Annotated in this window: 9 protein-coding genes and 3 pseudogenes; 4 read left to right on the forward strand and 8 right to left on the reverse strand. The window is 73.6% G+C overall.

The features are described 5' to 3' along the window. Positions 1-74 precede the first annotated feature (74 nt). The 4 genes from ACFW47_RS03635 to ACFW47_RS03650 all read right to left on the reverse strand — a co-directional run bounded on the left by ACFW47_RS03635 (position 75) and on the right by ACFW47_RS03650 (position 6,961). Positions 75-1,643 (reverse strand): von Willebrand factor type A domain-containing protein, encoded by a 1,569-nt coding sequence (locus tag ACFW47_RS03635; RefSeq protein ID WP_386304618.1) that lies wholly within the window; start codon positions 1,641-1,643, stop codon positions 75-77. A gap of 191 nt (positions 1,644-1,834) precedes the next feature. Continuing rightward, a complete protein-coding gene (locus tag ACFW47_RS03640; RefSeq protein ID WP_386285815.1) occupies positions 1,835-2,716 on the reverse strand; it encodes an ABC transporter permease in 882 nt (293 codons plus the stop codon). 2 nt (positions 2,717-2,718) lie between these two features. Then, entirely contained in the window at positions 2,719-5,364 is a 2,646-nt protein-coding gene (locus tag ACFW47_RS03645) for an alpha/beta fold hydrolase (RefSeq protein WP_386304619.1), read from the reverse strand. A 169-nt stretch (positions 5,365-5,533) separates the two neighbouring features. Beyond that, a complete protein-coding gene (locus tag ACFW47_RS03650) occupies positions 5,534-6,961 on the reverse strand; it encodes an APC family permease (RefSeq protein WP_386304622.1) in 1,428 nt (475 codons plus the stop codon). 344 nt (positions 6,962-7,305) lie between these two features. Between ACFW47_RS03650 and ACFW47_RS03655 the strand changes: the two genes are divergently transcribed. Next, positions 7,306-8,166 (forward strand): hypothetical protein, encoded by an 861-nt coding sequence (locus tag ACFW47_RS03655; protein ID WP_386304624.1) that lies wholly within the window; start codon positions 7,306-7,308, stop codon positions 8,164-8,166. Between the two features lie 63 nt (positions 8,167-8,229). On the opposite strand, the gene mmsA is transcribed toward ACFW47_RS03655, so the two are convergent. The 3 genes and pseudogenes from mmsA to ACFW47_RS03670 form a co-directional block, all read right to left on the reverse strand. Continuing rightward, positions 8,230-9,732, reverse strand: a complete 1,503-nt coding sequence (mmsA, locus tag ACFW47_RS03660; protein ID WP_386285823.1) for a CoA-acylating methylmalonate-semialdehyde dehydrogenase — start codon at positions 9,730-9,732, stop codon at positions 8,230-8,232. A gap of 14 nt (positions 9,733-9,746) precedes the next feature. After that, positions 9,747-9,932: pseudogene (locus ACFW47_RS03665) on the reverse strand (hypothetical protein); the annotation flags it as partial. Then, a pseudogene (locus ACFW47_RS03670) lies at positions 9,919-10,036 on the reverse strand (5-deoxy-glucuronate isomerase); the annotation flags it as partial. The pseudogenes ACFW47_RS03670 and ACFW47_RS03665, both read right to left, overlap by 14 nt. A 512-nt stretch (positions 10,037-10,548) precedes the next feature. On the opposite strand from ACFW47_RS03670, the gene ACFW47_RS03675 reads away from it, so the two are divergent. Together ACFW47_RS03675 and ACFW47_RS03680 are read left to right on the forward strand one after the other, a co-directional pair. After that, positions 10,549-10,740, forward strand: a complete 192-nt coding sequence (locus ACFW47_RS03675; RefSeq protein WP_073723204.1) for an AlpA family transcriptional regulator — start codon at positions 10,549-10,551, stop codon at positions 10,738-10,740. A gap of 50 nt (positions 10,741-10,790) precedes the next feature. Then, a pseudogene (locus ACFW47_RS03680) lies at positions 10,791-11,330 on the forward strand (GNAT family N-acetyltransferase); the annotation flags it as partial. A 29-nt stretch (positions 11,331-11,359) separates the two neighbouring features. On the opposite strand, the gene ACFW47_RS03685 reads toward ACFW47_RS03680, so the two are convergent. Continuing rightward, on the reverse strand, positions 11,360-12,397 hold the full coding sequence (locus tag ACFW47_RS03685) for a zinc-dependent alcohol dehydrogenase family protein (protein ID WP_386304626.1): 1,038 nt from the start codon (positions 12,395-12,397) through the stop codon (positions 11,360-11,362). A gap of 185 nt (positions 12,398-12,582) precedes the next feature. On the opposite strand from ACFW47_RS03685, the gene ACFW47_RS03690 reads away from it, so the two are divergent. After that, entirely contained in the window at positions 12,583-12,822 is a 240-nt protein-coding gene (locus tag ACFW47_RS03690; RefSeq protein WP_386285829.1) for a heavy-metal-associated domain-containing protein, read from the forward strand. The last annotated feature ends 11 nt before the right edge of the window (positions 12,823-12,833 follow it).

Genomic DNA, 12,833 nt, shown 5'->3' on the forward strand with positions numbered 1-12,833 from the left:
GCCTGTTCCCCTTACTTACTTGAGAGTAAACTTACTCATGCGTAAGGGGTCAACGGGGTCGACCGGCGTACGGGTCAGGTCAGCCGGTCCGCCTGCCGGACGGCCTCGGCGAGCCGGCCGATCTCCGGGTCCTCCGTCCGGTCGGCCAGCGCGTCCGCGCGTTCGGCGAGTTCGCCGAGGCGCGGAGCGCCGGGCAGGGCGCCGTCGCCGTCGTACGGGGAGCGCAGGGCGTCGGCGAAGTAGGCGGCGGTCGCGGTGACCCGCAGGCCGCGGTCCGCCCCCCACACCGAGGCCTGGAGGTCGCCGGCCTCCACGTCGCCGGACTCCTCGTGCGGTGCGCGGCTGTCGGGGTCGAGCCAGCGGACGGTGGCGGTGGCGAGGTGGCCGTCGGCGCCGGGCCGGACGCGGACGGCGTACAGGGCGGTGACGGTGTGGCCGGGGCCGGTCTCGCCGCCGTCGACGCGGTCGTCGCGGAAGTCCTCGTCGGCGACCCGGCGGTTGTCGTAGCCGACGAGGCGGAACTCGGCGACCGTCTCCGGGTCGAAGGCGACCTGGGCCTTGGCGTCCCGGGCGGTCAGCTCGATGTGGCGCGGGAGCTGCTCGCAGAAGACCTCGCGGGCGTCCTCGGTGGTCGAGACGTACGTGGTGTGGCCGTCGCCCTTGTCGGCGAGGCGTTCCATCAGGGCGTCGCCGTAGTCGCTGCCCACGCCGACACCGAAGAGGGTGATGCCGTGCTCGCGGCGCTCGTCCGCGATGCGTTCGAGGATGGCGTCCGCGTCGGTGTCGCCAGTGTTGGCGAGGGCGTCGGAGACGAGGACGACGCGGTTGGTGGCGCCCTCGCGGCGGCCCTCGACGGCGGTGTCGTAGCCGGCCTCCACGCCCGCGCCGAGGTTGGTGGACTGGGCGGGTTCCAGGCTGTCGACGGCGTCGTGGATCCGGCCGCGGCGCTCGCCGAGCCGGGTCATCGGCAGGACGGTCTCGGCCTCGTCGCTGAAGGTGACCAGCGCGACCGAGTCGTCGTCGCGCAGGCGGTCGGTCATCGTGCCGAGGGATTCCTTGGCGAGGTCGAGGCGGCCGGGCTCGGCCATGGAGCCGGAGACGTCGATGACGAAGGTCAGGGCGGCCGGCGGGCGTTCGCCCTCCTGCTCGGCGCTCCGGGTGGCCAGGCCCACGCGCACCAGGGACCAGTCCTCCTCGTCGGTGCGGGCGCCGTCCACGGTCACCGTGAAGCCGTGGCCGTCGGGGCGGTCGTAGTCCTGGCGGAAGCTGTTGACGAACTCCTCGGGCCGGACCGTCGACGGGTCGGGCAGCCGGCCCTCGGCCAGGGTGCGGCGGGCGTAACCGTAGGAAGCGGTGTCGACGTCCAGGGCGAAGGTGGAGAGGAGGTCCGGCTCGGGGGCGATCTCCCGGGAGTCTCCCGTCCCGCCGGTGCTCGCGCCCCCGTCGTAGCGCTGTCCGCCCTCGCCGCGCGGTCGGTCGGGTGCGGGCATCGGCGCGGAGTTCCCGCCCCGGGAGTCCACCGCTGTGTCCTTCGCGCCCCGCGCCGCGTCGTCGCCTCCCCCGCAGCCGGTGAGCAGCAGGCCGCCCGCCGCGGTGAGCGCGAGCAGCGCGCCGATCGGCCCTCGTGTCCGGTGACGCCTCATCTTCCGTGCCCCCTGGTCCCGTTGACGCCGGTGTACGTGACTGTGACGGCGCGGGAGGGCGGAACGTGCGGCACGGGACGTCACGGGTGCGTCTCGAAGCGGGCACGGCGACGGGCCGCCGAGACCGGTGGGTGATCCTCCGGTGACCTCGCCGAGGTCTGCCCGTCCTGCCGGGGCGTGGGAGTCGGGCGCTAGGACACCACGTCCTTGCGGGCGAAGCCCCGGAAGGCCAGGGCGAAGAGGACCAGGGCGTACGTCAGCGACAGCGACGTGCCCTGGATCAGACGGGTCCAGTCCAGCTCGGGACGGACCGTGTCGAGCCAGGCGTACTGCCAGTGCGCGGGCAGGAGGTCGCGCCAGCCGCCGAGGGCTGTCACCTCGTCCAGGACGTTGCCGATGATGGTCAGGCCGACCGCGCCGCCGACCGCGCCGAGCGGGGCGTCCGTCTTGGTGGACAGCCAGAACGCCAGCGCGGCGGTGACCAGTTGCGAGACGAAGACGTACGCCACCGTGATGGCCAGGCGCTCGGCCGCGGTGCCGGTGGACAGGCTGCCGCCGGTGGGCAGCTCCAGCGGCCCCCAGCCGTAGGCGGCCGTGCCCACGGCCAGCGCGGTCAGCGGCAGCAGCACCATCGCGGCCAGGCTGAGGGTGAGGGCGACGACCAGCTTGGACCAGAGCAGGCGGGCGCGGGGCACCGGCGCCGCCAGCAGGTAGCGCAGGGAGGACCAGCCGGCCTCCGAGGCGACCGTGTCCCCGAAGAACAGGGCGACGGGCACGACGAGGAGGAAACCCGCGGAGGCGAACAGGTTCACCGCGGCGAAGTTCGCCCCCGACGCGGTGGCCGAGTCCATGAGGCTGATCTGGTTGTTCGCCCCGCCCGGTTCCCCGCCGATCCGGAAGGCGACGAGCAGGACGAACGGCAGGGCGAACAGGATGCCGCCCATCACGAGCGTGCGCCGCCGCTTCAGCTGCCGGACCAGCTCCACCCGCACGGGCAGCGTGCGGCCCGCGCGGTAGCCCTCGGCGACCTCCCGGGGGCCGCCGGGCGCGGCGCGATCGGCCAGCGTGCTCATGCTCAGTCTCCGATCAGGGTGAGGAAGGCGTCCTCGAGGCGTCGGTGGGGGCCCACCGACTCCACGGGCACGTCCAGGCGGACGAGTTCGGCGATCAGGTCCCGGGCGGTGCCGTCCGGTCCGAGGCGGACCAGCAGGCCGCCGTCGGCCACCGCCGCCGAGGACACGCCCGGCAGCGCGGCCACCTTGTCGGCCAGGGGCGCGTCGACCGCCGCCGAGGTGCCCACCAGCAGCGTGTCGCCGGAGCCGACGATCTCGCCGACCGGGCCCGCCTGCACCAGCCGCCCGTGGTCCATGACCACCAGGTGGGTGCAGCTCTGCTCGACCTCGGACAGCAGGTGGCTGGAGACGATCACCGTGCGGCCGGCCGCCGCGTAACGGATCATCACCTCGCGCATCTCGCGGATCTGCGGCGGGTCCAGGCCGTTGGTCGGTTCGTCCAGGATCAGCAGGTCGGGCAGGCCCAGCATGGCCTGGGCGATGGCCAGGCGCTGGCGCATGCCCTGGGAGTAGGTGCGCACCGCGCGGGCGAGCGCGTCGCCGAGCCCGGCGATCTCCAGGGCCTCGTCGAGGTGGGCGTCCTCGGGCGGGCGGCCGGTGGCCCGCCAGTACAGCTCCAGGTTCTCCCGGCCGGACAGGTGCGGCAGGAACCCCGCGCCCTCGACGAACGCGCCGACGCGGGAGAGCACCGGGGCGCCGGGCGCGATGGCGTGCCCGAAGACGCGGATCTCGCCGCCGTCCGGGGTGATCAGGCCCATCAGCATGCGCAGGGTGGTCGTCTTGCCCGCCCCGTTCGGCCCGAGCAGGCCGAGCACCTGGCCCTGCTCCACGCGGAAGGACAGGTCCCGGACGGCATACCGGTCGCCGGACTTGCCGTACCGCTTGGTCAGGCCGGTGATCTGGAGCGGTACGCCGGACAGCGCGGGGTCGGGCGGCGGCGCCGTGGTGCGGCGGCGGGCGGTCAGCAGCAGGGCCGCGGCCAGCGCCGCGCCCGCGAGCGGCGCCCACCAGACCCAGGCGGGCAGCCCGGCCACCTGGCCGGTGTCGCCGAGGCCCGCCGGGACCGACAGGCCGCCCTTCAGGGAGACGGTGTACGTGGCGGGGGCGGCCGGGGAGGCGTAGCCGAGGTCGGTGGAGGACAGGACCAGGCGCAGTCGGTGGCCGCGCTCCACCTCGTGGTCGATCGCGGGCAGGGTGAGCCTCACGTCCCCGCCGTCGCCGATGTCGTCCACCCGGACGGGCGTGACCAGCTGGGAGGGGAGCACCGGCTGGGCGCCACCGGGTCCGACGTCGTACACCTTGGCGAAGAGCACGGCCTCGTCCCGGGTGGACTCCACGTGCACGGTCGCGGTCGGCGAGCCGGTGATCCGGAGGTCCTCCTCCAGCGGCGCCGACTCGAAGGCGGCGTGCTGGCCGGGGAAGTCGAGGGAGACGCCGATGCCGAGGGAGGAGAGCTGGGAGAGCCCGCCGGACCCGCCGATGCCGGGCAGGGCGGAGACGGCGGGCGGGCTGGCGCCGGCCGGGTTGTCGAAGGACTGCTCGCGGCCGCGCAGTCCGATCGCGCGCGGCTCGCTGTCCAGACCGGGGTAGGAGTCGGCGCTCACGCCCTCCAGGCGGGGCTCGCCGTCGCCGCTGCCGGTGCCGACGGTGCGGGTGACGCGGAAGGCGGGACCGGTGCCGGCCGACGCGTCGTCCTTCAGGTGGCGGTCGAACCACGCCCCGATTCGGGCCTCGACGCGGTCGGTCTCCAGGTCGCCGCCGTCGTGCCCGCCCGCGATCCAGTCGACGGCCACCGGGGCGCCGTTGTCCCGGATCGCCTCGGCGGCCAGGTCGGCCTGGCCCAGCGGGAAGAGGGAGTCGGTCTGGCCCTGCACCAGCAGGGTGGGCACGTCGATGCGGTCGGCGACGGCCTGCGGGCTGCGCTCGTCGAGGAGAGCCGTGGCCTCGGCGTCCGGCTTCCCGGACTCGGCGACGCGCTGGTACATGCGGCACAGCTGGTCCTCGAACCGGTCGCAGCCGCCGCCCAGGTTGACGAAGATGCCGGCCCAGAGCTTCTTGAAGACGCCGTTCGGGAAGAGGGCGTCCGAGAGGTTCCAGTAGGTGACGGCCGGGGCGATCGCGTCGACCCGGTCGTCGTACCCGGCGGCCAGCAGCGAGACCGCGCCGCCGTAGGAGCCGCCGGCCACGCCCACGCGCGGGTCGCCCTTCCCGTCCAGCCGGACCTCGGGCCGCTCGGCCAGCCAGTCGATCAGCCGGGAGACGTCGGCGACCTCGCCGTCGGGGGCGTTCAGCCCGATCTTCCCGGTGGACTCGCCGAAGCCGCGCGCCGACCAGGTCAGGACCGCGTACCCGTCGCGGGCCAGGTCCTCCGCCTGGTCCCGCAGGTCGGCCTTGCTGCCGCCGAAGCCGTGCGCGAGCAGGACGGCCGGGCGGCGGCCGTCGGAGCCGGCCGTGAAGTACGAGGTGTCCAGGCGCACTCCGTCGCCCACGGCCACGACCCGGTCCGAGCGGTGCACCGGGGGCGGTTCGTCACCGGCGACGGCCGTCCAGGTCCCGGCGCCGGCGAGCACGACGACGGCGGCCGCGGCGGCGAGCATCCGCCGCGGCCCCCGTACCAGCCCTCGCACGCGGGGCAGTCGAAGATCCATGCGTCAACGGTACGGGCCGCCGCCGACATCGGGGGCAGCCCCGGGGCCGAACCTCCGCCCCTCCCGGGGAAGTACGCGGCGGGCGTCGCGTACCGCGGACGCGGTAGGGGGAGTTGCGGCCGGATCACGTCCGGGCGGTCGCGGGACCGGGGTTCCGGGACGGCGGCGGTCACGGCCGGGACGGCTCCGGCTCCCTGACGTCCTCGGGGACGGTCACCAGCCAGCGGGTGTCGCGGCGCGGGCGCAGGTACAGGGCCCAGTACAGGGTGGCGACGGCGGTGATGCCGCCGGTCCACAGCAGGTGGCTGGTCTCCTGCTGGGTCAGGATGTAGGCGAGCACCGCGATCAGCAGAACCGGCACCGCGGGCCACAGGGGCATGCGCCACGCGTGCGCGTGCCGGTGGGAGCCGCGGCGGGCGAGCAGGGCGGCGACCGCGACCAGCAGGTACATGCCGGTGACGGAGACTCCGGTGACGCCGTACAGGGTGTCGAGGTCCACGAAGCACAGCGCGGCGCCGGGCACTCCGACGGCGAGGGTGGCTACCCACGGGGAGCCGAACCGGCCGAGCTTGGCGAAGACGGTGTTCACCGGCCGGGGCCACGCCTTGTCGCGGGCGGAGGCGAACAGGACGCGGGAGTTCTGGATGACCATGACGATGCCGGCGTTGACGATCGCGAGGGCCACGCAGAGGCTGACGAAGGTGCCGACGGCGGAGTTGGACCAGGCGGTGACCATCGAACCGATGTCGCCGCCGGACAGTTCCGCGAGGTCGGAGGCGCCGAGGGTGATGGCGACGACCGGGACCAGGATGATCACGGCGGAGATGCCGAGGGTGGCGAGGACCGTGCGGGCGACGTTGCGGCGCGGGTCCTCCAGTTCCTCGGAGAGGTAGACGGCGGTGGAGAAGCCCTGGGTGACGAAGAGGGCGATGGCCAGCCCGGAGACGACCAGCAAGGCCGTCACGGGGTCCGCGCCGCCGTCCGCGCCGGCCACCTCCATGGAGGCGAGGCTGCCCGGGCCGCGCTCGGCGTGGGCGAAGCCCAGCACCGCGACGACGGCCGCGGCGATGACCTCCAGGACCAGGAAGACGCCGGTGATCCAGGCGTTGGCGCGCAGGTCGAGCAGCCCGGCGAGGGTGGCGAGCAGCATGACGCCGGCGCCCGCGAGGGACGGGTCGAGGCGCACGACCGGTTCGAGGTAGTCGGCGGTGCCCATCGCGATGACCGGCGGCACGACCATCACGACCAGCAGGGAGAGCACGAAGACCAGCCAGCCCGCCAGCCGCCCGGCCATCGTCGACACCATGGCGTACTCGCCGCCCGCGCTGGGGATGAGCGTGCCCAGCTCGGAGTAGCAGAAGGCCACGGCGACGCACAGGAGGGAGCCGATGGCGATCGTCAGGGCGGTGGCGGTGCCGAGGGAGCCGAACAGGTCGGGCACGACCACGAAGAGCGTGGATGCGGGAGTCACGCACGAGAGCGTCAGCAGGGTGCCGCCTACGACGCCGATGGAGCGCTTGAGGGTCCGGGACTCCGGAGGGGCCGGGACGTCCGGGGGCGCGGCGGCGGTCTCGGCGGGGCGGAGCGTGTCGGTCATGGAGCGGTTCCGATCGACTCGTGCGGCGTGGTTCGGGCGGGAGCGCTATCGCCTCCGGCGGCTTGGTCGTACGTGGTTCTCGTCCGCTCCCGACGCCAGATGGAATACCGACGAAAACCGCTGCGTCAATGGGTGTTTACCTACGGAAACCGTTGAGCAGGACCCATGGAACACCCGGAAAGCGCATCACGCTCCTTCAGGGACGGGCCCATTGAGGCGTACGGGAACCGCAGGGACCGGGGCGAAAAAGCGGGCCGCCGCCCGCTCTCCGGGCGCTGTCGGTGGCGCCCGGTAGAGTCCTGGGCACAGGTGAATCACAGGAACACGGCAACGGGTGGGGACTCATGAAGGTGAAGTACACCGCGGCCTGGGTGGGGCTGACGGCGGCGGCGATGGTCGCGGCGACCGCGTGCGGCTCGGAGGGCGCCAAGTCGGCGGCCGAGGGCGCCGAGAAGGCGGCCGACACGGCGGTGAGCAAGGCCGACACGATCATGGCGGCGCTCTCGCGGGCCACCGACCGGACCGAGGAGCTGGGCTCCGCCGAGGTCAGGACGACGACCGACCTGGGCACCGGCGAGCCGATCGCCATGGACGGCACGTACTCCTGGGGCGACGGCTACGCGCTCGACGTCGAGATGGACACCGAGGCCGTGCAGATGCAGGACCTCACGGACTCCCCGACCGTGCGCACCCTGTTCGTGGACGGCGCCTACTACTACGACATCGCCCCGCAGCCCGCCGGCCCGCTCGCGGGCAAGGAATGGATGAAGATCGACGGATCGGCGATCTTCGGCGAGTCCGGCGCCGCCGCGTTCAGCGGGGCCGGCGGCGGGGCCAGCCCGGCGGACTCCATGAAGGGTCTGAAGTACGCCAGCGACGTCGAGGACCTCGGCCCGGAGACCGTCAACGGCAAGCCCACGACGCACTACCGCGCTGTGCTCGACGGGGAGGACATGGGCAAGTTCAAGGACGCCTTCAGCGGCGCCGACAGCATGCTCAACTCCGCCGGCAGCGACTCGATCACCATGGACATCTGGGTGGGCGAGAAGGACCTGCCGGTGCGCCTGACGCAGGAGTTCGGCGCCATGACGGTCACCATGGACTTCGACAAGTTCGGCGCCACGAAGGAGATCGTGACACCGCCCGCCCAGGAGGTCGGGGACCTCACCGAGGAAGTGAAGGACTCCGGGGCGATGACCGGCTGAGACCGCGGGACGGTGCCCCGGCCCGCACGGGCGGGCCGGGGCACCGGGTTTCGGTGGTCGCGCTCAGTGGTTGCGCGGGAAGCCCAGGTCCACGCCCGCCGGGGCGTCGGCCGGGTCCGGCCAGCGGGTGGTGACGACCTTGCCGCGGGTGTAGAAGTGCGTGCCGTCGTTGCCGTAGATGTGGTGGTCGCCGAAGAGCGAGTCCTTCCAGCCGCCGAAGGAGTGGTAGCCGACGGGGACCGGGATCGGCACGTTCACGCCGACCATTCCGGCCTCGACCTCCAGCTGGAAGCGGCGGGCGGCGCCGCCGTCCCGGGTGAAGATCGCGGTGCCGTTGCCGAACGGGGAGGCGTTGATGAGCGCCAGGCCCTCCTCGTAGGTGTCCGCGCGCAGCACGCACAGCACCGGGCCGAAGATCTCGTCCTGGTACGCCTTCGCCGTGGTCGGCACCCGGTCCAGCAGCGAGATGCCGATCCAGTGGCCGTCCTCGTGGCCGTCGACCGTGTGGCCGGTGCCGTCGAGCACGACCTCGCAGCCCTCGGCCGCCGCGCCCGCCACGTAGGACGCCACCTTGTCGCGGTGGGCCTTGGTGATGAGGGGACCCATCTCCGAGGCCGGGTCGTCACCGGGGCCGATCTTGATCTTCTCGGCGCGCTCGCGGATCCTCTGGACCAGCTCGTCACCGATCGCGCCGACCGCGACGACCGCGGAGATCGCCATGCAGCGCTCGCCCGCCGAGCCGTAGGCAGCGGACACGGCGGCGTCGGCCGCCGCGTCCAGGTCGGCGTCGGGCAGCACCAGCATGTGGTTCTTGGCGCCGCCGAGCGCCTGGACGCGCTTTCCGTTGGCGGAGGCGGTGGTGTGGATGTAGCGGGCGATCGGGGTGGAGCCGACGAAGGAGACAGCCTTGACGTCCGGGTGCTCCAGGAGGCGGTCCACGGCCACCTTGTCGCCGTGGACGACGTTGAAGACGCCGTCCGGCAGGCCGGCCTCGGAGAGCAGCTCGGCGATCTTCACGGCGGCCGACGGGTCCTTCTCGCTCGGCTTGAGCACGAAGGTGTTGCCGCAGGCGATGGCGATGGGGAACATCCACATCGGCACCATCGCCGGGAAGTTGAACGGCGTGATGCCGGCGACGACGCCGAGCGGCTGCCGGATCGAGGACACGTCCACGCGGGTGGCGACCTGCGTGGACAGCTCCCCCTTCAGCTGCACGTTGATGCCGCAGGCCAGGTCGACGATCTCGAGGCCGCGCGCGACCTCGCCGAGCGCGTCGGAGTGCACCTTGCCGTGCTCGGCGGTGATCAGGTCGGCGATCTCGTCACGGTGGGCGTCGAGCAGCGCCCGGAACTTGAAGAGGATCGACGTCCGCTGCGCCAGCGAGGACTGACCCCAGGTCAGGTAGGCCTCCTGGGCGGCGGCGACCGCGGCGTCCACCTCTTCGACCGAGGCGAAGGCGACCTTGGTGGTCACCGCGCCGGTCGCCGGGTTCGTCACCGGCCCGTACGTGCCCGAGGCGCCTTCGGCGGTCTTGCCGCCGATCCAGTGGTTGACGATGTTCGTCATGACCGAGAACTCCTTCACAGATGGCGGCGACGGGTCGAGACGTGCCGTTGGTCCAGCTCACCGGCGGTGACCGCCGACGGTCGGGTCGCGGTCACTGCCATGGGTCCATCCCAGCAGCCGGGCGCTCCGGGCGCGCCCGACACTGTGTATGCGGTTTGGGCGTCCGCGTAGACACGTGGGGCAGTGTCGGCGCCCGGTGCCCCGACGGGACGGGGGGACCTCCGGCGCGGTGCCGGTGCGAGCGGGGAGTCGGCGCTCACGCCTCGCTCCTGCCAGGGCGAGTCGGCCGTCCCGCGCCGGAGGCGTTCGGTGGGGGAACCGGCGACGGCGGGCGCGCGCTCCGGGGCCGGCCCCCGGCGATCGGGTCGTGCGCCATCGCGTTCCCCTTCGTGCGCGTCCTGGTGCCCGTCTTCGTGCCGGGCGTCGTGCCCGCCGTTCCCGTGCCCGCCGTTGCGTCTCCCCCGGTTTCTAGCCCCGCGGGTCCAGCCTGTCAATGTTTTGTCCGGACATTCGGACGACACGGTCGGGACAACCGCCCGTCCGCACGCACGAGCCGCACCCGCCCGGCCCGGAGTCAACGCGCCACGCCCGGGCCCGGGCGTACGCCTTCGTGGCACTCGTGTCACAAAGGGCCCGGTTCCGTCACGCATGTCACGCGTGCACGGGACTTCCGTCACATCCGGGAACGGCCCCTGACCGTCCGTCACCCGGTGTCGTTCACCCGTAACACGCTTGGTGATCGCCGACGCAGCACCCCGGCTCCCCCCGGCGGCCGACCCCGGCCGCCGCCGTGGTGCGCGCAGGGAGGTGCGACTGGTGACCGACCGAAGGCTCTGGTCCTACAAGGACATCGCGGCCCACATCCGGGTACAGCCGGACACAGTGCGGTCGTACCGCAAGCACGGGCTGCTGCCCCCGCCCGACCACGTGGAGGGCGGGAAGCCGTACTGGTACGCGGACACGGTCCGGGCCTGGGTGGCGTCCCGGCCGCGCAACCGGAAGCGGTAGGCCGGAAATCCGTTGGGAGTCCCGTCGCCCGGTCGGGCACAGTGCCGTTCATGGACTTCTCCGTGAAACCCGTCCTGACCGGCGACAGGACCGTTCTGCGACCGTTCACCGAGGCGGACGCCGGGCGCATGTGGGACATCATCAACGACCCCGAGGTGCGGCGCTTCACCGGCTCGCCGGGGCACGAACTCACACCCGAGGTGCTGCGCACCTGGTACGGCTCGCGCAGCGCACAGCCCGACCGTCTCGACCTCGCCGTCACCGACCCCGCCGACGGGGAGCTGCTCGGCGAGGTCGTGCTCCACGACTGGGTGCCCGCGGACCGCTCCTGCACCTTCCGCACCCTGATCGGCGCGCGCGGGCGCGGCCGCGGCATCGGCACCGAGGCGACCCGGCTGGTCGTCGGCCACGCCTTCGAGGAACTCGGCCTGCACCGCGTCCAGCTGGACGCCTACGCCTACAACCACCGGGCGCTGCGGGTCTACGAGAAGGTCGGGTTCGTGCGCGAGGGCGTGCGGCGCCAGGTGGAGCTGCGGGACGGCGCGTGGGTGGACGAGGTGCTGATGGCCGTCCTCGACCACGAGTGGGCCGTCCACCGCGGGCGCCCCGGGGGCAGCCGTCACGGCTCGATGACCGTCACGCCCGCGCCGGGCGCCGTCCCCATCGCCGCGAGGGCCGCCGGGACCGCCTCCAGCCCGATGGCGGACGTCACCAGCAGGTCGGGCCGGAGCACTCCGCCGCGGACCAGCTCCAGCATCGGCGGGTAGGTGTGCGCGGCCATCCCGTGACTGCCGAGGAGTTCCAGCTCCAGGGCGACGGCGCGGGCCATCGGCACCGGTGTGGTGCCGTCCGCCGAGGGCAGCAGCCCGACCTGGACGTGCCGCCCTCGGCGGCGCAGGCCGGCCACGGACGCGGCGCAGGTGACGGGCGAGCCGAGGGCGTCGAGGGAGAGGTGGGCGCCGCCGCCGGTGAGGCCGCGGACGGCCGCCGCCGTGTCCGGCGTCCGGGACGCGTCCACACACTCCACCGCGCCGAAGGCGCGCGCCAGCTCCAGCGCCCGCGCCGACACGTCCACGGCGACCACCCGGGCGCCCGAGGCCGCGGCGGTCATCACCGCGGACAGACCGACGCCCCCGCAGCCGTGCACCGCCACCCACTCCCCCGCCGCGACGCGGCCCTGCTGCACGACGGCCCGGAAGGCGGTGGCGAACCGGCAGCCGAGCGAGGCGGCGGTCGCGTACGACATGCCCTCGGGGACGGCGACGAGGTTGACGTCGGCGTGGTCGAGCGCCACGTACTCGGCGAAGGACCCCCAGTGCGTGAAGCCCGGCTGGGTCTGGCGCTCGCACACCTGCTGGTCCCCCGCCGCGCACGCGGCGCAGCTCCCGCAGGCGCAGACGAAGGGCACGGTCACCCGGTCGCCGGGCCGCCACCCGGCCACCCGGTCGCCGACCGCCTCGACGACGCCGGCGAGTTCGTGACCGGGCACGTGCGGCAGTGTGATGTCCGGGTCGTGGCCCTGCCAGCCGTGCCAGTCGCTGCGGCACAGCCCGGTGGCCTCGACGCGCACCACGACGCCGTGCGGCGCGGGCTCCGGGTCGGCGACCTCCCGGACCTCGGCCGGCTCTCCGAAGCGCTCGAACACGACTGCGCGCATCCGTCACCCTCACTCCCGTGCTTCCCGCACCCTCGTGGGGAGTTCCGTGGCGGGGTTTCCGCCTCCCGTCCCCCATCTCACGGCAGGCCCATCCGCAGTCATACCCCCTAGGGGTACAGTGGGAGGTGCGGGGCCACGCCGGCCACGCACAGACCACCATGCACGCCCCGACGAGGAGTAACGACATGACCGCCCAGACCGACACCCAGGGCTCCGTCACCACCGTCTACCAGGTGAGCGGAATGAGCTGCGGACACTGCGAGGGCGCCGTCTCCGGCGAGATCTCCGAGATCGCGGGCGTCGGCTCGGTGCAGGCGGTGGCCTCCACCGGCCAGGTCACCGTCGTCTCCGAGGCGCCCCTGGACGACGAGGCCGTGCGCGCCGCCGTGGACGAGGCCGGCTTCGAGCTGGTCGGCAGGGCCTGAGCGGCCCCGCC

Origin of the sequence: Streptomyces sp. NPDC058796 (assembly GCF_042745235.1) — a bacterium.
In the GTDB taxonomy this organism is placed as follows: Bacteria; Actinomycetota; Actinomycetes; order Streptomycetales; family Streptomycetaceae; genus Streptomyces.

Excerpts from the sequence above, each read along its gene's own strand:
- ACFW47_RS03640 (WP_386285815.1), bottom strand. The coding sequence starts at position 2,716 with ATGAGCACGCTGGCCGATCGCGCCGCGCCCGGCGGCCCCCGGGAGGTC.
- ACFW47_RS03655 (WP_386304624.1), top strand. The coding sequence starts at position 7,306 with ATGAAGGTGAAGTACACCGCGGCCTGGGTGGGGCTGACGGCGGCGGCG.
- ACFW47_RS03685 (WP_386304626.1), bottom strand. The coding sequence starts at position 12,397 with ATGCGCGCAGTCGTGTTCGAGCGCTTCGGAGAGCCGGCCGAGGTCCGG.
- ACFW47_RS03635 (WP_386304618.1), bottom strand. The coding sequence starts at position 1,643 with ATGAGGCGTCACCGGACACGAGGGCCGATCGGCGCGCTGCTCGCGCTC.
- ACFW47_RS03645 (WP_386304619.1), bottom strand. The coding sequence starts at position 5,364 with ATGGATCTTCGACTGCCCCGCGTGCGAGGGCTGGTACGGGGGCCGCGG.
- ACFW47_RS03650 (WP_386304622.1), bottom strand. The coding sequence starts at position 6,961 with ATGACCGACACGCTCCGCCCCGCCGAGACCGCCGCCGCGCCCCCGGAC.
- ACFW47_RS03690 (WP_386285829.1), top strand. The coding sequence starts at position 12,583 with ATGACCGCCCAGACCGACACCCAGGGCTCCGTCACCACCGTCTACCAG.
- mmsA (WP_386285823.1), bottom strand. The coding sequence starts at position 9,732 with ATGACGAACATCGTCAACCACTGGATCGGCGGCAAGACCGCCGAAGGC.